16 protein-coding genes and 2 pseudogenes are annotated in these 22,818 nt (G+C 71.0%); 8 read left to right on the plus strand and 10 right to left on the minus strand.

Annotated elements, in window-relative coordinates:
- Positions 1-3: 3 nt before the first annotated feature.
- Both AN216_RS14400 and AN216_RS29250 read left to right on the plus strand, forming a co-directional pair.
- Positions 4-1,875 (plus strand): annotated as a pseudogene (locus AN216_RS14400) (amylo-alpha-1,6-glucosidase); the annotation flags it as partial.
- Between the two features lie 168 nt (positions 1,876-2,043).
- The gene (locus AN216_RS29250) at positions 2,044-2,265 is read left to right on the plus strand and encodes a dodecin (protein WP_170843134.1); all 222 of its coding nucleotides are present in this window, start codon (positions 2,044-2,046) and stop codon (positions 2,263-2,265) included.
- Positions 2,266-2,349: 84 nt separating this feature from the next.
- Here the strand turns inward: AN216_RS29250 and dusB are convergent, their stop codons facing one another.
- The 4 genes from dusB to AN216_RS14420 form a co-directional block, all read right to left on the minus strand.
- Entirely contained in the window at positions 2,350-3,498 is a 1,149-nt protein-coding gene (dusB, locus tag AN216_RS14405; RefSeq protein WP_070197067.1) for a tRNA dihydrouridine synthase DusB, read from the minus strand.
- Positions 3,499-3,750: 252 nt separating this feature from the next.
- Positions 3,751-5,976 (minus strand): S1 family peptidase, encoded by a 2,226-nt coding sequence (locus AN216_RS14410; protein WP_070197068.1) that lies wholly within the window; start codon positions 5,974-5,976, stop codon positions 3,751-3,753.
- Positions 5,973-6,293, minus strand: a complete 321-nt coding sequence (locus tag AN216_RS14415; RefSeq protein ID WP_070197069.1) for a trypco2 family protein — start codon at positions 6,291-6,293, stop codon at positions 5,973-5,975. Before AN216_RS14415 ends, AN216_RS14410 begins: the two co-directional genes overlap by 4 nt.
- A 192-nt stretch (positions 6,294-6,485) precedes the next feature.
- Positions 6,486-7,355: a helix-turn-helix transcriptional regulator gene (locus AN216_RS14420; RefSeq protein ID WP_079166586.1), complete on the minus strand. Its 870-nt coding sequence runs from the start codon at positions 7,353-7,355 to the stop codon at positions 6,486-6,488.
- 101 nt (positions 7,356-7,456) lie between these two features.
- Between AN216_RS14420 and AN216_RS14425 the strand changes: the two genes are divergently transcribed.
- Complete coding sequence (locus AN216_RS14425; protein WP_079166587.1) at positions 7,457-8,923, plus strand: MFS transporter; 1,467 nt, start codon at positions 7,457-7,459, stop codon at positions 8,921-8,923.
- Positions 8,924-9,044: 121 nt separating this feature from the next.
- On the opposite strand, the gene AN216_RS30700 is transcribed toward AN216_RS14425, so the two are convergent.
- From AN216_RS30700 to AN216_RS14450, 4 genes and pseudogenes are all read right to left on the minus strand, one after another.
- Positions 9,045-9,911 (minus strand): pentapeptide repeat-containing protein, encoded by an 867-nt coding sequence (locus tag AN216_RS30700; protein WP_079166588.1) that lies wholly within the window; start codon positions 9,909-9,911, stop codon positions 9,045-9,047.
- A 146-nt stretch (positions 9,912-10,057) separates the two neighbouring features.
- Positions 10,058-12,351, minus strand: a pseudogene (locus AN216_RS31070) (DUF6351 family protein).
- 213 nt (positions 12,352-12,564) lie between these two features.
- Complete coding sequence (locus tag AN216_RS14445) at positions 12,565-13,761, minus strand: MBL fold metallo-hydrolase (RefSeq protein WP_079166589.1); 1,197 nt, start codon at positions 13,759-13,761, stop codon at positions 12,565-12,567.
- A 193-nt stretch (positions 13,762-13,954) separates the two neighbouring features.
- Positions 13,955-15,337 (minus strand): glycine--tRNA ligase, encoded by a 1,383-nt coding sequence (locus AN216_RS14450; protein WP_070197073.1) that lies wholly within the window; start codon positions 15,335-15,337, stop codon positions 13,955-13,957.
- A 137-nt stretch (positions 15,338-15,474) separates the two neighbouring features.
- Between AN216_RS14450 and AN216_RS14455 the strand changes: the two genes are divergently transcribed.
- From AN216_RS14455 to AN216_RS14470, 4 genes are all read left to right on the plus strand, one after another.
- A complete protein-coding gene (locus AN216_RS14455) occupies positions 15,475-16,515 on the plus strand; it encodes a metal ABC transporter substrate-binding protein (protein WP_079166590.1) in 1,041 nt (346 codons plus the stop codon).
- A gap of 143 nt (positions 16,516-16,658) precedes the next feature.
- Positions 16,659-17,420 carry a metal ABC transporter ATP-binding protein gene (locus AN216_RS14460; RefSeq protein WP_070197075.1) on the plus strand — a complete coding sequence of 254 codons (762 nt, stop codon included), beginning with the start codon at positions 16,659-16,661 and terminating at the stop codon, positions 17,418-17,420.
- Positions 17,417-18,298, plus strand: coding sequence for a metal ABC transporter permease (locus AN216_RS14465; RefSeq protein WP_070197076.1), 882 nt, complete (start codon positions 17,417-17,419; stop codon positions 18,296-18,298). The genes AN216_RS14460 and AN216_RS14465 overlap by 4 nt, the downstream gene beginning before the upstream one ends.
- 113 nt (positions 18,299-18,411) lie before the next feature.
- A complete protein-coding gene (locus AN216_RS14470) occupies positions 18,412-18,822 on the plus strand; it encodes a Fur family transcriptional regulator (RefSeq protein WP_070197299.1) in 411 nt (136 codons plus the stop codon).
- Positions 18,823-18,914: 92 nt separating this feature from the next.
- On the opposite strand, the gene AN216_RS14475 is transcribed toward AN216_RS14470, so the two are convergent.
- Together AN216_RS14475 and recO are read right to left on the minus strand one after the other, a co-directional pair.
- Positions 18,915-19,745, minus strand: a complete 831-nt coding sequence (locus AN216_RS14475; protein ID WP_070197077.1) for an isoprenyl transferase — start codon at positions 19,743-19,745, stop codon at positions 18,915-18,917.
- 120 nt (positions 19,746-19,865) lie between these two features.
- Entirely contained in the window at positions 19,866-20,612 is a 747-nt protein-coding gene (gene recO / locus AN216_RS14480) for a DNA repair protein RecO (RefSeq protein ID WP_070197078.1), read from the minus strand.
- Between the two features lie 142 nt (positions 20,613-20,754).
- On the opposite strand from recO, the gene AN216_RS14485 reads away from it, so the two are divergent.
- A partial coding sequence (locus AN216_RS14485; RefSeq protein WP_070197079.1) for an APC family permease occupies positions 20,755-22,818 on the plus strand: 2,064 nt, incomplete at its 3' end.

Raw genomic sequence — 22,818 nt, forward strand, 5'->3', positions numbered from 1 at the left:
ACCGTGCCTGAACACCTGCTCGTACGCCGGGGCACGTTCGCCCTGCTGCTGGACGGCGGCGACATCCGGGGCCGGGGCGGTCGGTCGCCGGACGGGCTGTTCCGGCGGGACGCCCGGCACCTGAGCCGTTGGCGGCTGAGCCTCGACGGGACGGAACCGGTGGTGCTGGTCCCTGGTACCAACGGGGTGCGCAGCAGCACCGTGTTGACGCCCGGTGAGCGCCGCGACCGACCTCCGGCCTACACCGTCTTCCGCGAACAGCGGGTGCACGAGGGCGGGTTGGTCGAGCGACTGCGACTGGCGGCGAACGGTCCCGAGGCACTGACCGTACGGCTGGAGCTGACCGTGGACGCCGACTTCGCCGACCAGTTCGAGCTGCGGGGTGACACGGTCTTCCACAAGCCGGGTGCCGGGCGGCACGCGCAGCGGACGGACACCGGGGTGGAGTTCCACTACCGACGTGGCGACTGGCACGCGCGTACGAGCGTCACGGCGCATCCGGCCCCCGTAGCCGTGGACACCGTCGCCGAACCCGAACCCGCTGCCGGCGACGCCGAAGACCGCACCACGGCCCGGCGGCTGACGTGGACGCTCGCCGTGCCGGGGCACGGCACGACCCAACTCGAGCTGTGCGTGCGGACGTTCCCACCCGGTGTGGATGAGGCTGGCCCGGAGGACGCCGCCCCGGAGGACACGGCAGACAGCCGCAGGTCCCGCCCCGACGACCCACCGCGGCCGGGCGGCCCGCTGGAGCGGGCCTGCGCCCAGGGCATGGCGGACCTGGAGTCGCTGCGCATCACGGCCGAGGGCCCGGACGGCGAGCGACCGCGTCCCCCAGCCGCCGGCATCCCGTGGTTCCTGGCACTCTTCGGCCGGGACGCGCTGCTGACCTCGCTGTTCGCGCTGCCGTACCGCACGGACCTGGCCGACGCCACCCTGCTCGCGCTGGCGGCCACCCAGGCCCGCGGGCCGGACCCGGCACGGGTCGCCCAGACCGGCAAGATCGTGCACGAGGTGCGGCACGGCGAACTGGCCCACTTCGGCCAGGTGCCCTACGGCCGCTACTACGGCTCGGTGGACAGCACGCCCCTCTTCCTGGTGCTGCTGGCCGCCCGTACGGAGCACACCGGTGACCACGCGCTGGCCCGACGACTCGAGCGGCCCGCGCGGGACGCGGTGCGGTGGCTGTTCGAGGGAGGCGGCCTCGACGAGCACGGCTGGTTGGTGTACACGGCGGACGAGGGCGGACTCGCCAACCAGAACTGGAAGGACTCCCCCGGCGCCGTCTGCACCGCCGAAGGCCGTCCGGCCCAGGGCACGGTCGCGGTGGCCGAGGCCCAGGGGTACGCCTTCGACGCGTTGCGACGTACCGCCCGTATCGCCCGTACCGTCTGGGCCGACCCGGACTACGCGGAGCGGCTGGACGCCGCGGCGACCGAGTTGCGCGCCCGCTTCCTGCGGGACTTCTGGCTGGCCGGGCGGGACTTCCCGGTACTCGCCCTGGACTCGACCGGGCAGGTGTGTGACGTCCTCGCCTCGGACGCCGGCCACCTGCTGTGGTCCGGAATCCTGGAGCCGGAGCGGGGCCAGTTGGTCGGACGGCGGCTGCTGGAGCCGGACTTCTTCTCCGGCTGGGGCGTCCGCACCCTGGCCGCCGGGCAGGAGGCGTACCACCCGCTGTCGTACCACCGGGGCAGCGTGTGGCCGCACGACAACGCCGTGATCGCGCTCGGCCTCGCCCGCTACGGCCTGCGGGACCAGGTGCGTACGCTCGCCCGCGGGCTGGTCGACACCGCCGCCCGGCACGGCCACCGGCTGCCCGAGGTGCTGGCCGGCTACGGGCGCGACGAGCACGCCGAGCCGNAGGCTCCGCACGGCGCTGGCGGCCGGCGCGGGCGACTGAACTGGCCGCGGGCGGTACCCCCGCGCGGGTGCGCGGGTGCGGCGCGCCGGGGACCCCGTACGGACGTACCCCGCTCGCCGGGGTGGTGCCGAGGGGACACCGTGGAGTGGCACCCGTCCCCACAGCACCGGAGTCACACCATGTCGGACCACACGTACCGGGTCACCGAGATCGTCGGCACCTCGCACGAAGGGGTGGACGCCGCCATCCGCAACGCCGTAAGCCGCGCCTCCGAGACCGTCCGCAACCTGGACTGGTTCGAGGTCACCGAGGTGCGGGGACAGATCGAGGAGGGGCGGATCGAGCACTACCAGGTGGGTCTCAAGGTCGGCTTCCGCCTTGAGGACGGCGGGTCGGCCTGACAACCGCCGCGGGTCGGCGGTCGCCGACTGGCGCCCTGGGGAAGTCCGGGGCGGGGGAAGCCCGAGCGGCGGGCCAGCCGGCGGTCAGCCGCCCGAGGTGTCCAGTTCGGCCTCCGCCGAGACACCCGTGTGGTCGTACGGGTCCGCGAGCCAACCGTCCGGCAGCACCACGCGGTTCCGGCCGGCCGTGCGCCCCCGCGGACCGTCCGCGCCCGCCGGCCAGGGCTGGCTCGGGTCCAACTGGTCGAGCAGCGCGCTGAGTTCCGCCAGCGAGGAGGCCACCGCCAGCTTCCGCCGCAGGTCCGAGCCCACCGAGAAACCCTTGGTGTACCACGCGACGTGCTTGCGGAAGTCGATAACACCGCGCGCCTCGTCCCCCAGCCACTCCCCCAGCAGCCGGGCGTGCCGCAGCATGGTCTCGGCAACGGCCCCCAACTTGGGTCGGGCGTACGCCACTTCGCCTGTCGCCTCCGCGTCGCCCCGGAAGGCGCTCACCAGGTCACCGAACAGCCAGGGCCGCCCCAGACAGCCACGCCCCACCACGACGCCGTCGACGCCGGTAGCCCGGACCATCCGCAGGGCGTCGTCCGCGGACCAGATGTCGCCGTTGCCCAGCACCGGGATCTCGGGCACCGCCTCCCGCAACCGCGCGATCGCCTCCCAGTCCGCCGTCCCGCCATAGTGCTGCGCCGCCGTACGGCCGTGCAGCGCGATCGCCGTCACGCCCTCCTCGACGGCGATCCGACCGGCGTCCAGGTAGGTCAGATGGGCGTCATCGATGCCCTTCCGCATCTTCATCGTCACCGGCAGCGCACCGGCGCCGCGCACCGCCTCCCGCAGGATGCCGCGCAGCAGGGGCCGCTTGTACGGCAGCGCGGAACCGCCGCCCTTGCGGGTCACCTTGGGCACCGGGCAGCCGAAGTTGAGGTCGATGTGATCGGCCAGGTCCTCGTCCGCGATCATGCGTACGGCCGCGCCGACGGTCGCCGGGTCCACGCCGTACAACTGGATGGAGCGCGGCTTCTCCGCAGTGTCGAAGTGGATCAGACGCATGGTCTTCTCGTGCCGCTCGACGAGCGCCCGGGTGGTGATCATCTCGCTGACGAACAGTCCCGCACCGCCGGAGAACTCCCTGCACAGGGTGCGGAACGGCGCGTTCGTGATCCCGGCCATCGGCGCCAGCACCACGGGGGGCTGGACGGTGTGCGGTCCGATCTGGAGCTGCTGGGGCATGGGGCGAGGGTCCTCGGCGCGTCGTGTCGTCCTGGGGCGACCGCCTCCGTACGTACCGGAGTGGCACGCCCATTGTCCCTGATCACCGAGACCGGGTGCTGCCGTGCTCGGGGCCCCGGAACCCCGCACGAGGACGGCGCCACCATACGCCCCGACCAGCGCGAAGTCGCGACCCTCGTGGCCCGGAGCCGTGCCCTCCGGAACACGCGCGATGACCGGCGCCCGGCGAACCTCGTCAGGTCCTCGCGCGGCTCACTTCCGTCCACGATCGTCGGGAGGTTCGGCCCCGTCACGGTGCGCGGGACCACCGGGCCCTCGCTCGCCGGAGAGGCCGGAGAACTGCCGGAGCATGGCCTGGTAGGCGTCGGCGCGCTCCCGCGGTGATTCCGACCGGACGCCGCGGGAGATGTGCCGGGGGACTTGTCCAGGCTCCGGAGGCCTCCGGGACTCGTAGTCCTGTCGCCTTCGGCGGTGCTCGTGGTCCCAGTCATGGACGCCCCCTACGCGGGCGAACCAGTACAACGGCCACGGAGTCCAGAGGAAGACGAAGGTCGCCACGACGGTGCCGCCGTCATCCAGGAAGAACCCCATCAGCACCGAGTATCCAGGGACGAGCAGTAACCTCGTCATCCTGGTGAACGGCTCACGGGTCAACGCGTCTTCCCGGTGCGGTCTCAAGATTTCGCGGAGGCCGCGCAACGGCGGGCGATACGCACCACCGAGCCGCAGCACGGCCGGCACTCGGGCCGCCAGGACCGTCGCGGTCAGCATCGCCAACTGCCAGGTGATCGTCTCGGCGTAGCCAGCATGTGTCCAGCCCCACAGGAGCCACGGGACACACAGGGTGGCCGCGATCCAGGGCGCGAACCAGAGCGTCATACGGCCGACCGCGGCCAGCCGGGAGGCGGCCGACAGTCGCGTGGACTCGTACTCGGCCCACTGTTGGTCGCGGTGGGCCGCGGCGGAGTCCGCAGCCTCCCGCAAGCGCTGATCCTCCCAGACGCGGGCGGCCTGCCGGTTCTGCTCGCGTGCGTGGCCATCGGCGATCACCGCGAAGTCGGTACGCAGGAGGATCCCGATCGGGGTGTCCGGACCGGGCTCCCGCGCGCGCAGCCAGTCGTACCACTCGACGGCGCCCTCGGCGGGCGGTGTGACGTGGTTGCGGGCCGTGTGCAGCCAGTCCCTGGCGTCGGGTCCGGGTAGCAGGGCGGCGAGCAGGAGTCCGCGCGCGTTGTTCTCCGCCCAGTCGAGGTATTCCTGAGGCATGGCGGGGGCTCGCGCCACCAACCGCCGCCAGTGTGACCAGACGTCATCCCAGTTCTGTTGGACGCCGTCCAGTTCGCGCAGCTGGGTGAAGCCGGCCAGCGCGTCCAGCAGTCCTCCCTCGCAGAGCTCGCGGTAGAGGTCGAGGTCCGCGACGGGCACGGTGGCGTCCTCGAAGCGGCCGTTGCGGCATGCCTCGGACAGCGACGCGACGGTGACGTGAGCACCGCGCCAGACCGGTGTCCCCTCGGGCTCGAGCCAGCGCAGCAGGTGCAACAACTTGAGGTCGGGGGTGAGTTCGGGACTGGTCAGGCGGCGGTCGATCAGTTCCAGACGGCCCTCGATGTCGTCGGTGGTGGGGTCGTCGAACTGGCGCAGCCAGGCGAGCAGGGTACGCCAGCCCTCGGCGGGAGCGGCAGTCGTGCCCATGACATCAAGAAACCGGGAGCGGGCCTCGGCCCAGTGGGCCCGTATGGTGGCGGCGAGGTCGCGCGGGGTGAAGTGCAGGGTGCCCGCCAAGGCGAGCGGAGTGCGCTGCCGGGTGTCGGCCGACAGCTCGTCCGCGACGGGGACGCCGTCGCCGTGCCGGGCGAGAGCGGACACGAACCCCGGGTCATCGAGCAGTGTCCTGCTCTTGACGGCCTCAAGCCGCTGGTGACGCCAGTTCCGAGGTGCCTTGGTGACGATCCCGAGCAGATACCCGTACGCGAAGAGCGCGGCGCCCGACATGCCCTCCCACGGAGAGCCGTCGTGCGCCAATTCGGGGGACACATCCTGAATGTCCAGTACGTATCGACCGCGCACCAGCCCCGATCCCGGACGCAGCGCACACTCGATGTGCTCGGTGTCCAAGCGGTTGTCCTGCCGGGCGGCCTGGGGAAAACCCATAACCTGGCAGTCCGCGAGGGGACGCCCATCGGCAAGCCTGCCCCAGCGCACCGGACCCAGGCTGGCCACCGCCCGTGGGTGGACGAGGTCCCGCTCGGCGAGCAGCAGAGCGGCGTCACACTCGTCGTCCTGCCGCATCCACACGATCGCGCAGCGCTGGTTGCCGCCGCCGCGCACGGCCACCGCCTGCGGCGCCAGCTCGCCGCTCACGACATGCGCGGCGGTGAGGACCAGCCGGCTGGTGAGGAGGTAACCGCTACCACCACGACCACTGAGGACGGCGGCGACCCTTTCGTGTTCGGGCCCGGCCCCCTGGCCGCTCGTCACAGCGCGCCCGCCCCGGCCAGACCGGTGGCGTCACCCTCGTCGTCCGCCGCGATCAGCAGCGGATCACCGGTCGCCGACCGCCGGGGCTCAAGGGTGAGGGAGACTCGATGAGTACGCGTCCGGCCCACCGCGCCCTCGGTCTCCGCCGAGAGGACGATCGCCCTGATCCCGCCGCGCGCATGGGCATCCTTGCGCAGTTCGACGGCGAACTCCATCTCGATCGGCCCCACGTGGAAGGCCATATCGCTGCCGGCCCCTTGCGCGGCGGCACTGGTCAGCTCGTCCCGCAGCACCTGTACGGCCTGCGCCAATTCCATGTCCCCGACCCCGGATGCCAAACCACTTCCCCCATGATCACACTGCGTAAGCGAATCAGAATCAAAGGATATACACGCGATGTCGTGCGCCACCAGCCCCGCCCGCTCACCCGCGTCCGGGACTTCCGCACGAGCGGGACCACTTCTCGCGGGGCCCCGCCGCCGTCTCTGCCAATCCGCCACGACCAGCGCCTACAACTCCTCCACCCGCTCCTGGGTCTCCGCGTCGTCGGGGACGTAGACCGCCAGCCGTGGACCGGCGTTCGGGCCCAGCCACAACTCGGTGGGGGTGAAGTGCATCAGCCCCACGCCGGGATGGTGGAAGCGCTTGACCTTCGTGGCCGGCTGGACGACCTCGTGCCGGTCCCAGATCTCCCGGAACTCCGGTGACGCCTGCCGCAGTCGCCGCACCAGGGACTTCCACGCCGGTTCCGCGATGTGCTCGGCCATGGCCGCCCGCAGGTTCGCGGTCATCAGGCGCCGGGCCTCGTCAAGGTCGACGAGGGTCGCGCGCCACTGCGGGTGCGTGAAGGTCAGCCACAGGCAGTTGCGATCCGCCGCCGGTAGCGCGTCGAGATCGCAGAACAGCCGTCCGTACGTCCGGTTGTGGGCGAGGATGTCGTACCGGGCGTTCTGCACGCAGGCCGGATACGGCTCGAGCTGGCGCAGCGTCCACCACAACGAGTCGGTTACCACCCTGCTGCACTCCGTGCCCGGCGTCGGGTCGGTGGCTCCCGCGAGGGCGAAGAGATGCGCCCGCTCGCTGGAGTCGAGCATCAACGCCTGTGCGAGCGCGTCCAGTACCTGCGCCGACACCTGGATCGCGCGGGCCTGTTCCAGCCAGGTGTACCAGGTCACCCCGACCGCCGAGAGCTGCGCGACCTCCTCCCGACGCAGTCCGGGCGTACGCCGCCGACGGCCCCGTGGCAGTCCGACCTGCTCGGGGGCTATGCGCTCGCGACGGCTGCGCAGGAACGCCGCGAGTTCACGGCGGCGCGTCCCACCGCCGTCCGTCGTGCCGCGACCGTCGACGCCGGTGGTGTCTTCCGCGGTCAGGCTCATGAGCCCAGGATGCCGGCATCCGCAGCCGCTTGCCAGGTAGTGCTGATACCAGGACAAGGACACTCTGGTACCCCTCTGCGCGGCACCGCAGTCTCGGTTCCGTGAGCGATTCCACGACAGTCCAGAACCCCGCCCGACTCCCGGACCACTCTGCCGCCCCGCCACGGGACCCGACTCCCGACAGCCCCGAGGCAGTGCCGGGACTCGGCCCGCTCGGGCTGTTCACCGTGTTGTTCGGCGCCGCGCTGCCGCTGGTCGACTTCTTCATCGTCAACGTCGCGCTCGCCGACATCGGCCGTGATCTGCACGCCGATCCCGCGCTGCTGGAACTCGTGGTGGCCGGGTACGGCGTGGCCTACGCCGCACTGCTGGTGCTGGGCGGCCGGCTCGGCGACATGTTCGGGCGCCGCCGGCTGCTCCGCGCCGGACTCCTCGCCTTCGGTGTCACCTCGCTCGCGTGCGGGCTGGCGCCGGACGCCTGGTCGCTGATCACGGCACGGGTGGCCCAGGGCGCGGCCTCCGCACTGATGCTTCCCCAAGCACTCGCCACCATCCAGGGAGCCACGTCCGGCCGACGCCGGGCCCGCGCGATGGGTCTGTACGGTGCCACCTCCGGGTTGGCCATGATCACCGGCCAGATCCTGGGCGGCCTGCTGCTCGCCGCCGACCTCGCGGGGACGGGCTGGCGGGCGGTCTTCCTGGTGAACGTGCCGGCGGTGCTCCTCGTGCTCGTCCTGGTGTGGCGGTCCGTGCCGGAAACGCGCTCCGAGAGCCCCTCGCCGGTGGACGTGCCGGGCACCGTACTGCTGGCCACCGCGCTGACCGCGTTGCTGCTGCCACTGACCGAGGGGCGGGCGGCCGGGTGGCCGCTGTGGTCCTGGCTCGCCTTCCCGCCGCTCGTCGCCGCGTTCGCGCGGGTGGAACGCCGCGCGAGCCGGGCGGGCCACACGCCCCTCGTCCCACCCGGAATGCTGCGCCTGCCAGGCATGCGGCGCGGACTGCCCGTGTTGGGGCTCACCGTCGGCGGGTTCGGCGGCTTCATGTTCGTCCTGGCCATCGCCTTCCAACAGGGCCTGGACTACGGGCCAATCAAGGCCGGCGTGGCGCTGACGCCGTATGCGGTGACGTTCTTCCTCGCCTCCCTGGCCGGCCCGCGGCTGTACGAACGCCACGGCACCCGGGTCGTCAGCGCGGGCGGCCTCACCCAGATGATCGGGCTGGGGGCGCTCGCCCTCACGGTGCTGGGCGCCTGGGACGGGCTGAGCCTGCCGCAACTCGCCCCCGGTCTGGCCGTCGCGGGCTTCGGGCAGGGCCTCATCATGCCGGTGGCCATCCGGATCATCCTGGCGGACGTGCCGAGCGCACAGGGCGGAGTGGGCAGTGGCGTGATGGCCACCAGCCAACAGTCCTGCGTCGCCGTGGGGATGGCGCTGATCGGCGCCCTGTTCCTGGCGCTCGTCCCGACCGCCGGCATACGGGACGCGCTGGCCCTCGCGCTGGCGGCGCAGTTGGCCTCGGTGGGGCTGATCACCCTGCTGAGCCTGCGGCTGCCCCGCGCCGCCGGCTGACGGACCGCGTGCCGGCCGCGCGGCACGGCTGAGGCACCGCGTACTGCTCAACCAGGACGTGGTGATCAGCGTGACCGGGCCGGCGCCCGGCAGCGGGCCGGACTGGCGGCGGGCGGCGCGGCTACCAGTGCCCGGGCCGGGCCAGTGCCTCGGGCAGTCTGGTGTCGGCGTCGCCGCGAGCGGCGTTCACCTGGGCCTGGGTGAGGAAGAGGCTGTCGGTCAGGTCGGCGCCGGCCAGGTCCGCGTTCCGGAAGTCGGCCCCGAGCAGGTCAGCGGTACGCAGATCGGCGGCGCGGAGGTCGGCCGCGATGAGGTACGCGCCCCGCAGGTCCGCCCCGCGCAGGCCGGCGCCGCGCAACCGCGCGCCCGCCAGGTCCGCGCCCCTGCGCCGCCGCTTCCGGCCGGGTACCTGGGCACGTACCAGCTCACTGGTGCGCAGCAGCAACGGGTTGACCTGAGCGCGGTGTTCGGCCGGGTCGACGTCCGCGAGCCGTTCGGCCGGGGCAAGGGTGAGGGAGTCGATCCGGTCCCGCGCCGCACGCAGCTCCGGGTGTACGGCGCCGGCCGCCGGGCGGTCGAGGGCGTCGGCGAGATACCACAGCAGCTCGTGCAACTGCCGCTGACGAGCGAAGACCTCGAACATCTGACGCGCCGTGTCCGGCTCCTGCCGCCAGTCCCGGCCCGCGTAGGTGTGCTGGGAGACGCGTTGGCCCGCGCCGAAGCAGTCGTACGTGGTGCAGCCTGGGTAGCCGCTCTCCCGCAGCCGGGAGTGGATGCCGCAGCCGAAGTCACGCTGAAGGTTGTGGCAGGGGGTGCCGGCCGCCTTGTCCACCGCGAAGTCCGCCGAGGCGGTGAACGGCAGCGCGACACAGCACAGCCCGAAGCAGTTACGGCAGTCGGCACGCAGAGCGTGCTTACCGTCACTCGCGTCGGACGCCCGCCCGGACGGTTCCTGCTGCTCGGTTGTCACGCGAGGTCTCTCCTGCATTCGGTCCGCGAAGCACGCCGTACGAGGGCACGCGCGCACCGGGTCGGAAGGGTCCGGTGCCGCGCTCAGGTCATGTCTACAGGTTCAGCACCGTGTCCCCGGCGACGGGGGGTCTGCCGCCGGGGACACGGAGTCCGTTGCCGGGGTTAGCGTCCCGCGGGCGGGTCCGCACGCCGCCGGTCCGTCGCCCCCGTCACGCCTCCCCGGTGTGCCGGCCCGGGCCCGTACGCCGTATCGGCTGGCACGGCACACTCGGGAAGCGACTGCCAGGTGCCGTCCAGGGGTCGTTGCCAGCGACCCGCACGGTCCCAGTCACACACGCCGCCCGGGAAGATGTCCCGAAGCCGGCGCAGTTGATCGACGCTGAACTCGACAGCGTAGTCTCTCGCAGTCACCGGCTTGCGCCGACAGGTCACGATGTTGTCCGTCACCGGCGCGCCGGCCACCAACCGGGGTGTGGGGTAGGCCGGGTACAGCTCGCCGCACTCGCCCTGGTTGTCGTAGGTGATCCGCTGGGTGATCTTCCGGGGGTTCTCGCCCCGAGTCCAGCAGGCGTCGGTGAGCGTGTCCGGCTTGTTGGCCACCACCTTCCGGGCCCGCGGACGGTCCGAACCGTCCTCGGCGAGCGAGGTGAGCCAAGCGTCCATCTGACTGAGCGCGGACCGCAGCACCGGGCTCTTCAGGCTGAACCCGCCGTACCGGTCGTCCTCCTGGAGCATCACGTGATTCCTGGCGTGACCGTTCTTCTCGATCAGCCGGGCCCTGGTGCTGAACCCGTGCACCGCCATGTGGATGTCACCGTTCTCCGCGTCGTCGGTGTACGCGCGGTAGTCGATGATCGGTGTGCTCGACAGACCTCCGCCACCGGAGAGGATCCGGCCCGTGCGGTGCGCTGCTTTCGCTGCCGCCGGGTCGGCGCGGGCCCGCTCCGTGGTGTGCTCGGCGTCCCGGTCGAGGCCGCCGATTCGGGCGTTCAGGTCCAGGAACTGACTCTTGCTGATGACACCCCTGTTCAACGCCGCGAGGCCGTACTGCACACCGGTGTTGTCCAGGGGACGACGCGCGAAACCCGTTTCGGGATCCTTGCCGTAGACATTGACGGTGTGGTCGTAGACGGTGCCGCGCGCCCCGTCCGGGTTGGTCTCGGGGTCGTACCGGGACGCCACGGGAAGCGAGTCGGGAAACTCGGCGTCCGGATCGAGCCGTTTCGCCCCGTCGCTGAGGTTGGGGATGCTCTCGCGCACCCGGAAGCCGGAGACGGCGCGCTGCTGTTCCGGCGTGAACCTCGCGGCTCCGTGCCCGCTGAAGTAGTGCCGCAACAGCCGGGAGTCCAGGAGGGTGAGGTTCGTGGCCGAGGTGACGTCGGGGAAGCTGCAGCCCACCACGATGCCGTCCAACAGTCCGGGTAGTTGTCGGCTATCTGGTGGCCCTGGTAGGCGCCGCCGGAACAGCCCCAGCCGATGGTGAACTTCGGAGCGCCGTACCGCTCGACGAAGTGCTCCTTGACCATCATGGTGCTCTCGGCCGCCAGCAGGTCGTTGCAGTTGTTGCCGAAGACGTTCAATGAGGACGAGGCCACCGCGTAGCCACGGCCGAGCATCTCCGGGTCCAGCACGCCGCCGGTGTGCGCACCCTGGGTGTACCAGCCGGCACGGCAACCGCCGCCGAAGGTGTACATCAGCCGCCCGTTCCACCCCGGGCTGCGGGTGGCACGATCAGGCGCCGGATCTGCGGGGTCGTGCAGCATCGAGACCTGGTAGACCGCACGGTTGGCGGTGCCCGTCTCGATCCGGATCAGGAACGGCACCTCAGCACCGGTGGAGGTGGTGGTGTGCGCCAGGTCGGCGGGCCGCGCGTCCTCGTCCGGCAGCGGTCGTACGGAGCCGTCGGTGGCCCGGTAGGCATAGTCCACCCGGGTTCTGGTCGAGCAGTTCGCGTCCAACGGCGGGCCGAGCGTCGATCCGTCGACCAGCTCGAAATCGTTCGTGGCGCACTGGTACGGCGTCTCGTGCGGCCCGCTGACCACCGGCCCGGTGCCCGGGTGGTTGCGGACCCGGAGGCGGGCGCGGTCCGTGTCCGTGCGTGCCGTGATCCGGTTGCCGCCCTGCCGCAGGTCGCCCACCAGGCCCGTGAGGTGGCCGCTCGGCCCCGGTCGGAACGCCTCGGTCACCTCGTCGCCGTTACGCGTGACGGTGACCTCGCCCGGGCGCGTACCTCGGGGGACGCTGACGCGTACGAGGACCTCACCGCCGCTAACGAAGTCCGCGCGGGTGGAGACGGTGTCGATGTCCAACGACCCGCGCGCCGTACGGCCGTCCTTCCGGGCGGCGGCGTGTGCCTGCGTCACGACCAGCGTGGGGAGCAGCAGCGCGAGGCAAGCGACTAGGACAGACCACGTGGTGCGTCCGTCCCGACGGATGGAGCCGGATCTGAACGCCATCACGCGGGGCCTCCTGCGGCGCGTCCCGCACGGCGGCCGATGTACACGGCAGGACGGACGGGTTGAAATCGATTTCGTTAAGGACGTCGCGGAAACTTATGACCGGGGGACATGAGGCGTCAAGGGTTCGCACGCCCCGAACAGTGCGCGTTTCAGGGGCCGTCGGCCCGCCCCGGCCACCACGTGCCGCTCACGGTGCCGGCGCCCGCGTGGCTAGTGGCACTGGCCCGGAGCGTCCGGCGCGGCCGACCGGCGCGCCGGCTGCTCGACAACGAACCCGTCCGCCGACGTTTGAATGGAACCCCGCGTCGGGCCGCCGTGCTCGCTGCGTTCCGCCGCCGGCGAGGCGGCCTCCCGCCACCATGGCGTGACGGGCAGCCTGCCCGCCGGCTCGAACGGCTCCCCGGGCGCCGGCACGGCCAGCCGTACGCGCGCGGCCTCCGCCGCCGTCACCATCCGGTCCGCAGGCTCCCGCCAGGGATGGGGCGCAAGGTTGAAGGTGCCCCAGTGGATCGGCAACAACGCGCCCCCGGACAGATCCAGATGGGTCTGGACGCCCTCTTCCGGGGTCATGTGGATGTCCGGCCAGTAGACGCTGTACGCCCCGACCTGGATCATCGTCGCGTCGAACGGACCGTACGCCGCGCCCGTGTCGGCGAAGCCCGGGAAGTATCCGGTGTCCCCGCTGTGGAAGATCCGGTGCTCCGGCCCCGCCACGACCCAGGAGGCCCAGAGCGTACGCTGTCGGTTGCGCAGCCCACGGCCGCAGAAGTGCCGCGCCGGAGCGGCCGTCAGCTCCAAACCGGCGATCCGCGCCGACTCGTGCCAGTCCAGCTCCCGCACCGCGTCCTGCGCTACCCCCCAGCGCTCCAGGTGTGCGCCCACGCCCAGTGGGACCGCGAACGTCACCTCGCGACGGGCGAGGGCACGGACGCTGGGGAGGTCCAGGTGGTCGTAGTGGTCATGCGAGATCACCACCGCGTCGAGCGGGCCGAGTTGGTCCAACTGGTCCAGCGACAGCGGTGCCGGGTGGAAGCGCCGTGGCCCCACGAAGGGGAACGGCGAGCACCGCTCGCCCCACACCGGGTCGAAGAGCACCCGCCGACCGTCGATCTCGGCCAGCACGCTTGAGTGCCCCAGCCAGGTCAGTCGGAGGCCGGACACCGGGCTGGTGGTCAACTCCGGCCGGCTCACCGGTATCGCCCCCGGAGCCGGACGGCGGCCCGCCCGGCTCAGCAGCTCCCGCGCCATCCGCAGTCGCGAGGTCTCGGGGGCCGGGACCGTCCTGGCCGCCACCGGGTTACGGAACTCGCCGGTCGTACGGTCGAAGTGCGGCGAGCGCAGAATCCTCTCCCGGCGCTCCCCGACGGGCTCGGCACCGAAGGATGTGGGGCGCGGCAAACCGGACATCGAACCTCCTGTCGGATGGACACCGGGGGAACGCTCCACTCCTGTCACGGGTTCCCGCGCGGCCTCACGCGGAACGCCACCGGGGAACGCCCGGGAAGCGGCGCACGAAGGTTCGCCGTGACGGACTTCGGCTCCCGGCCCAACCGCGCGTGACGCGCGCCGGGCCGGGAGCCGACGGGAGGTGCGGGCCGCTTCAGCAGCCGAGCAGCCGACTGCCGAGGTAACCCTCGATCTGGTCCAGCGACACCCGCTCCTGCTTCATGGTGTCCCGCTCGCGCACGGTTACCGCGTTGTCATCCAGGGTGTCGAAGTCCACCGTGACGCAGTAGGGCGTGCCGATCTCGTCCTGCCGACGGTAGCGGCGGCCGATGGCGCCCGCGTCGTCGAAGTCGATGTTCCAGTGCTTGCGCAGCGTCTCGGAGAGGCCACGCGCCTTGGGAGACAGCCGCTCGTTCCGGGACAGCGGCAGCACCGCCACCTTGACCGGGGCGAGCCGCGGGTCCAGCCGCATCACGGTGCGCTTCTCCAGCTTGCCCTTGGCGTTCGGGGCCTCGTCCTCGACGTAGGCGTCCAGCATGAACGCCAGCATCGCGCGGTTGACGCCCGCCGCCGGCTCGATGACGTACGGAATCCAGCGCTCCCCGGCCTCCTGGTCGAAGTACGACAGGTCCTGGCCGGATGCCTGGGAGTGCGCGGTGAGGTCGAAGTCCGTGCGGTTCGCGACGCCTTCGAGCTCGGAGAACTCCGACCCCCCGAAGTTGAAGCGGTACTCGATGTCGGCGGTGCGCTTGGAGTAGTGCGAGAGCTTCTCCGCCGGGTGTTCGTACCAGCGGATGTTGGCCTCTTGGATGCCGAGGTCGCGATACCAGTCCCAGCGCTGCTGCATCCAGTACTCGTGCCACTGCTCGTCCTCGCCCGGCTTGACGAAGAACTCCATCTCCATCTGCTCGAACTCGCGGGTACGGAAGATGAAGTTGCCCGGGGTGATCTCGTTCCGGAAGGACTTGCCCGTCTGCGCGATACCGAACGGCGGCTTCTTGCGCGAGGTCTGCTGCACCGCGGCGAAGTTGGTGAAGATGCCCTGCGCGGTCTCCGGACGGAGGTACGTGACCGAGCCGGAGTCCTGTGTCGGGCCGAGCTGGGTGGACAGCAGGCCGGAGAACTGCTTGGGCTCGGTGAAGCTGCCCTTGTTGCCGCAGTGCGGGCAGTTGATGTCGGCCAGCCCGGCGGCCGGCAGCCGGCCGTGCTTGGCCTCGTACGCCTCCTCCAGGTGGTCCGCGCGGAAACGCTTGTGGCACGAGGTGCACTCGGTGAGCGGGTCGGTGAAGGTCGACACGTGCCCGGACGCCTGCCACACCTCGGGGGCGAGGATCACCGACGAGTCGATTCCGACCACGTCGTCGCGGGAGGTGACCATGGAGCGCCACCACTGGCGCTTGATGTTCTCCTTGAGTTCGACGCCCAGCGGACCGTAGTCCCAGGCGGCACGCTGGCCGCCGTAGATCTCACTGCACGGGTACACGAAGCCACGGCGCTTGCTCAGGCTGACGATGGTGTCGATCTTGTCGGCGGCCACGGTGCTCTCTTCATCAACGACGACGGAATACCTCAGATTACCGGCGGTGCGGGGTCTGAGACCAAATCGGTTCCGGCACGGGTCGCAGGGGTCCGGCTCGAACACACAATTGACAATCGTTTCCATCTCACTTGAAAATGACTGTCATGAACAGAAGACGACGCCTCATACGCGCCTCCGCGGCAGCCAGCACCCTCACGGCCGGTGCGCTGGTCCTCAGCGCCTGCGGCGGAGACTCCACCGCGGACGACCGCAAGGTGGACGTGGCCGCGTCGTTCTACCCGATGGAGTTCCTGGCCAAGGAGATCGGCGGCGAGCACGTCTCCGTCACGCAGCTGACCGAGCCCGGCGCCGATCCGCACAACCTGGAACTCTCCCCGAAACAGGTCGGGCAGCTCAGCGACGCCGACCTCGTGGTCTACCTCCGGGGGTTGCAGCCCGCCGTGGACCAGGCGGTCGAGCAGGCGGACGTGCAGCGGGTCGCCGAGGTCAGCTCGTACACCACGCTGGAGACACACGGCGGCGACGACCACGGCGAGCACGAGCACGGCGGAGACAGCCACGGCGAGCACGACCACGGTGGCGACCACGGCGAGGAATCCGCGGAAGGTCACGACGGCGGCGGCGACGAGGGCCACGACCACAGCGCCGAGGGCGGCAAGGACCCGCATGTCTGGCTGGACCCGACGCGGTACGCCGAGATCGCCAAGGGTGTGGGCAAGCAGCTGGCCAAGGCCGACCCCAAGCACAAGAAGACCTACCAGCGGAACACCAAGACCCTGGTGACCAAGCTGAAGGCGCTCGACGCGGACTTCCGCGCCGGCCTGGACGGACGCGAGTCCGACACCATCATCACGACCCACGCCGCCTTCGGTTACCTCACCGAGCGCTACGGCCTGCACGAGGAGTCCATCGCGGGCGTCGACCCGGAGTCCGGCTCGGCCAGCGGCGCGCACCTCAAGGAACTGCACCAGATCGCGAAGGAGGACAAGGTCAGCACCATCTTCTCGGCGAGCAACTCGAGCGACCGGAGTGCCCGGACGCTGGCCGACGACCTCGGCCTGAAGACGGACAACCTGAACCCGCTGGAGAGCGTGCGGGACCCGGAGAAGCAGGACTACTTCTCGGTCATGCGCGCGAACCTCACCGCGCTGCGCTCCGCACTCGGCGCCGGCTGAGCCCGACCACGCCCGGTCACGTCCGTCACCCCCACTCACCCCCACAGCCAAGCCCCCACGGCAGGTCCCTCAGCGGGCCGCGCCGCGTCGCACCAACCCGCGCCACCGCCCCACCATTCCGTCGCCGAAGGAGAGACCCCGTCTTGAGCCCACCGGAACCCGTCATATCCCTACGCGGCGGCACCGCCTCGCTCGGCGGCCACTCCGTGCTCCGCGGAGTCGACCTGACCGTCGAGCCGGGCGAGGTCGTCGCGTTGCTCGGCGCGAACGGCTCCGGCAAGTCGACGACCGTGCGCGCCGTGGTCGGCCAGGTCCCGCTCACCGAGGGTGAACTGCGCCTGTTCGGCACGCCACTCCGCCGTTTCCGACAGTGGCGACGCGTCGGATACGTGCCACAGCGCTCCACGGCCGCCGCCGGCGTGCCGGCGACCGTGCGAGAAGTGGTGTCCGCGGGTCGCCTGGCGCGTACGAGGCTGCGCCCGCTCGGGCGCGCGGACAAGGAGGCCGTGCACCGCGCACTCCGGCTGATCGGCATGGACGAGCTGGCCGGGCAGTCCGTGAACGCGCTCTCCGGAGGCCAGCACCAGCGGGTGCTGATCGCCCGCGCGCTCGCCGCCGAACCCGAACTGTTGATCATGGACGAGCCGTTGGCCGGGGTGGACATCAACAGCCAGCGCGTGCTGGCGGAGGCGCTGCGGAAGCAGACCGCGGACGGTGCCTCCGTACTCCTGGTCCTGCACGAGCTGGGTCCCCTGGCACCGCTGATCGACCGGGCGGTGGTGCTCGAGCGTGGCCGTGTCCAACGCGTCGACCACCCCGAGCGGTTGCACGACGTCGCCTGCCACCCGCAGGACTCCGGGCACCCGGAGGCCAGCGCAAGGATCGAGACGGGGCTGCTGCCATGAGTGAGATGCTGAGCTACGAGTTCATGCAACGGGCCCTGCTGGCCGCCCTGATGGTCGGCGTCGCGGCGCCGACGGTCGGCGTCTACCTCGTCCAGCGCCGCCAGGCGATCATGGGCGACGGCATCGGTCACGTCGCGCTCACCGGCGTCGCGCTCGGCTTCCTGCTGAACCAGAGCCCGGTGTGGAGCGCCGTCCTGGTCGCCACGCTGGGGTCCATCGGGATGGAGCTGATCCGCTGGTACGGCAAGACCCGCGGGGACCTCGCGCTGGCGCTGCTCTTCTACGGCGGCATGGCGGGCGGCGTCATGCTCGTCAACCTGTCCGAGGGCGGGTCCACGGCGAACCTGGTCACCTTCCTCTTCGGTTCGGTGACCACGGTCTCCGAGTCCGACATCGTCACCGTCGTCAGCTTGTCCGTGCTCGTGCTGCTGATCACCCTGGGGCTTCGCCGACAGTTGTTCGCGGTCTGCCAGGACGAGGAGTTCGCCCGGGTGACCGGCCTGCCCGTACGCCTGTTGAACCTGCTACTGGCGGTGACCGCGGCAGTGACCGTCACCGTGTCCATGCGGGTGGTCGGGCTGCTGCTGGTGAGCGCGCTGATGGTGATCCCGGTGGCCGCCGCGCAGCAGGTCACCCGTGGCTTCGCGACGACCCTCGGGCTGGCCATGGGCCTCGGGGTGCTGGTGACCCTGTCCGGCACCGTCACCTCGTACCACGCGGACGTGCCGGCCGGTGCCAGCATCGTGCTGCTGGCCATCGCGGTGTTCGTGCTGATGACGGCGCTGGCCGTGCCGTTGGCCCGGGGCCGCGCCAAGCGCGCCGAGCCGGAACCACGCGAAGGCAGCGAGGAGGAGCGCCGCACCCGGGCGCGGACGTGAGGCGCGCGGGACGACTGTCTCCGAGTCGTCCCGTCCGTGGCCGCCTACGCGGGACGTACGCCTGGCACAATGGCGAGCCAACCTGGTCAGCTGTGCACGTGGAGGAGGAAACGGTGGATACCGCAGGACCCGCGGTTCGTGGAAGGTCAACCCGACAGCGCACCGCCGTCGCGGCGGCACTGGCGGAGGTGGAGGAGTTCCGCAGCGCGCAGGAACTGCACGACATGCTCCGGCACCGCGGCGACTCGGTCGGCCTGACCACCGTCTACCGCACCCTGCAGTCCCTCGCCGACGCCGGCGAGGTGGACGTGCTGCGTACGGACGAGGGCGAGGCCGTCTACCGGCGCTGCCAGAGCGACGATCACCACCACCACCTCGTGTGCCGGCACTGCGGCAAGGCGGTCGAGGTGGAGGGTCCCGCCGTGGAGAAGTGGGCGGACGCCGTCGCGACCGAGCACGGCTTCGTGGACGTCGGTCACACCGTCGAGATCTTCGGCACCTGCGCGGAGTGCGCCGCGGGGTAGTCACGCCGGGTGCGGCCGCTGAGCCGGGCTGGCCCACGGCGAGGCCAGCCGGTTGGCGGACCGACCGCCCACGCCGTTCCGCCCGGGGACGCTCACCCCTCCGGGGTGTCCGAGGCGACCGGCGCCGCACCACCGAAACGCCGGTCCCGCTTGGCGTACTCCAGACAGGCCGCCCAAAGGTTGCGCCGGTCGAAGTCCGGCCACAGCACGTCCTGGAAGGCCATCTCGGCGTACGCGGTCTGCCAGATCAGGTAGTTCGAGGTGCGTTGCTCGCCGGAGGGCCGCAGGAAGAGGTCCACGTCGGGCATGTCCGGGAAGTACATGTACTTCGCGAAGGTCTTCTCGTTGACCTTGGCCGGGTCCAGCCGGCCCGCCGCGACGTCCTCGGCGATGGCCTTCGCGGCGTCCGCGATCTCCGCCCGGCCGCCGTAGTTGACGCAGAAGTAGAGGGTCATCGCGTCGTTGTCGGCGGTCTGCTGCTCGGCGACCTGCAACTCCTTGACGACCGACTTCCACAGCTTCGGCATCCGGCCCACCCAGCGGATACGGATGCCCAGCGCGTCCATCTCGTCCCGGCGCCGGCGGATGACGTCCCGGTTGAAGTTCATCAGGAACTTCACCTCCTCCGGGGAGCGCTTCCAGTTCTCCGTGGAGAAGGCGTAGAGGGAGAGGTTCCGCACGCCCATCTCCAGACAGCCCCGCAGCACGTCCATCACCACGCCCTCCCCCACCTTGTGCCCCTCGGTGCGCGGGAGTCCGCGCTCCTTGGCCCATCGGCCGTTGCCGTCCATCACGACGGCCACGTGGTCCGGGACCAGCTCGGCCGGGATACGCGGTGGCCGCGCCCCTGAGGGATGCGGGTCGGGGGCGGCGTGATCGGCGGTCGAGCGAGGCTGCCGGGACAGCATTCCGCGACGGGCCATGTGGATCTCAGCTCCAGGTGGTACGGGGGACCTGCGGACTCCCGGAGCCTAGCCGAGACCACGCCGCGCACCGGGCGCAGGCCGCCCTCCCGCACAGCCCGCACGCGGGACCCGCACGGGTCACCCCCGGACGTAGCGCAACGAGCGCAGCCCCCGCTCCAGGTGCCAGTACAGATACGCCGAGACCAGCCCGCTGCCCTCGCGTACGTGTCTGCCCTCCGCGGCGTCCGCCGTCTCCCAGTCGCCCGTCAACAGCGCACCCAGCAGCCGCAGTGCCTCGGGGGACGGGACGACGCTGCCGGGCACCCGGCAGTCGCCGCACACGGTGCCTCCGTTGGCCACCGCGAAGTGCCGGTGCGGCCCGGGCAGCCCGCACTTCGCGCAGGCGGCGAAGCTGGGCGCGTACCCCGCCACCGCCAACGAACGCAGCAGGAAGGCGTCGAGCACCAACGAGGGCAGGTGCTCCCCGCGGGAGAGGGTCCGCAGGCCACCGACGAGCAGCAGGTACTGCTGTACGGCCGGCTCTCCCTCCTGGTCGGTGAACCGTTCCGCCGTCTCCAGCATGGCCGTGCCCGCGGTGTAACGGTCGTAGTCGCTGACGATGCCGTTGCCGTATGCGGCGATCGTCTCGGTCTGAGTGCACAACGGCAACCCGCGGCCGATCAACTCACTGCCGCGCGCGAAGAACTGCACGTCGACATGGGAGAACGGCTCCAACCGCGCTCCGAACTTCGACTTGGTCCGACGCACGCCGCGGGCGACCGCGCGCACCCGTCCGTGCTCGCGGGTGAGCAGGGTGATGATGCGGTCCGCCTCACCCAGCTTCTGGGTACGCAGGACGACGCCGTCATCGCGGTACAGGCTCATGCGCCGAGGTGGTGCGGAGTACGGCGTCCGGAAGACTGCTGCATGACCGCATTCTCGCCCATCCGGGAGGCACGGTGCGCACACGGGCACGGCCACGGCCCGTACGCGGTCCCCTGGGGACAATCCCCTACGATCTGCTCCCGTGTCCAAGCTGACCGATGCGTCAAAACGCATTCTTCTGGGCCGCGCGCTGCGCAGCGACAAGCTGGGCGAGACACTGCTGCCGAAGCGTGTCGCGTTGCCCGTCTTCGCCTCCGACCCGCTGTCCTCGGTGGCGTACGCGCCCGGCGAGGTGCTGCTCGTCCTCTCCCTCGCCGGTGCCTCCGCCTATCACCTCAGCCCGTGGATCGCGGTCGCGGTGATGATACTGATGTTCACCGTCGTGCTCTCCTACCGGCAGAACGTGCGCGCCTACCCCTCGGGCGGCGGCGACTACGAGGTGGCCACGACGAACCTTGGGCCCCGTGCCGGTCTGACCGTCGGCAGCGCGCTGCTGGTCGACTACGTCCTGACGGTCGCGGTTTCCATCTCCTCCGGCGTGGAGAACCTGGGCTCCGCCATCCCCTTCGTCGTAGAGCACAAGACACTCACCGCGGTGGCCATCATCGTGCTGCTGACCCTGATGAACCTGCGCGGGGTCAAGGAGTCCGGGAGGCTCTTCGCCGTACCGACCTACTGTTTCGTCCTCGGTGTACTGGCCCTGCTCCTCTGGGGCGGCGTACGGTTCGTGCTGCTCGGCGAGGAACTGCGGGCCCCGACGGCGGACTACGAGATCGACACCGAACACGCCGGCGGCCTCACCGGGTTCGCCCTCGCCTTCCTGCTGCTGCGCGCCTTCTCCTCCGGTTGTGCCGCTCTCACCGGCGTCCAAGCGATCAGCAACGGCGTACCCGCCTTCCGCGAGCCGAAGTCCCGGAACGCCGCGAACACGCTGTCCCTGATGGGACTCATCGCGATCACGATGTTCTGCGGGATCATCGTGCTGGCGATCGCGACCCAGGTGAAGATGGCCGAGCGGCCGGCCACCGACATCCTCATCAACGGCGATCCGGCCGGCGCGGACTACGTACAGCACCCGGTCATCTCCCAGGTGGCGGCCGCGGTGTTCGGTGAGGGCTCGGTGGCGTTCGTCTTCCTGTCCGCCGCGACCGCGCTGGTCCTCTTCCTCGCCGCCAACACGGCGTACAACGGCTTCCCGCTGCTCGGGTCTATCCTCGCCCAGGACCGCTACCTGCCCCGGCAGTTGCACACCCGTGGTGACCGGCTCGCCTTCTCCAACGGCATCGTGCTCCTCGCGGGCATGGCCGCCGTGCTGGTGGTCAGTTACGAGGCGGACTCGACCCGGCTGATCCAGCTCTACATCGTCGGCGTCTTCATGGCGTTCACGCTGAGCCAGACCGGCATGGTGCGGCACTGGAACCAGCGACTGCGTACGGGGATCAGCGGCGCCGCCCGCCGACGGATGCTCCGGTCCCGCGCGATCAACGCCGTCGGCGCAACGCTCACGGGGGTCGTGCTGGTCGTGGTGCTGATCACCAAGTTCTCGCACGGAGCGTGGGTTTCACTCGTCGCGATGGCGGTCTTCTACGGAGTGATGACGGCCATCCGCCGACACTACGACGAGGTGGCCGCGGAGCTGGAACCGGAACCGGGCGAGAAGGTCTCGCGTCCCTCCCGCGTGCACTCCATCGTCCTGGTCTCGAGGATTCACAAGCCGACGCTGCGGGCCCTCGCGTACGCACGACTCATGCGCTCCGACACGCTGGAGGCGCTCACGGTCAGCGTGGACCCCGAGGAGACCCTGAGGCTGCGCGCGGAATGGGAGGAGCACGGCATCGACGTGCCCCTGACCATCCTCGAGTCGCCCTACCGCGAGGTAACCCGACCGGCCATCGACTACGTGAAGCGGCTGCGCCGGGAGAGCCCACGAGACGTGGTGAGCGTGTACATCCCGGAGTACGTCGTCGGCCACTGGTACGAGCAACTACTGCACAACCAGAGCGCGCTGCGGCTCAAGGGGCGGCTGCTCTTCACCCCTGGGGTGATGGTGACCTCCGTGCCCTGGCAACTGGAATCCTCCGAGGCCGCCAAGCAACGGGCCCGGCGACGCGCGGAGTGGGCCGCGCCGGGCGCGGTACGCCGCGGGCCCGCGCCGGAGAGGGCCGAGACGGCCCGGAAGGACGGTGGCCGGGCCTGCTGTACGGCC

It is taken from the genome of Streptomyces oceani, assembly GCF_001751245.1.
Lineage (GTDB): Bacteria > Actinomycetota > Actinomycetes > Streptomycetales > Streptomycetaceae > Streptomyces > Streptomyces oceani.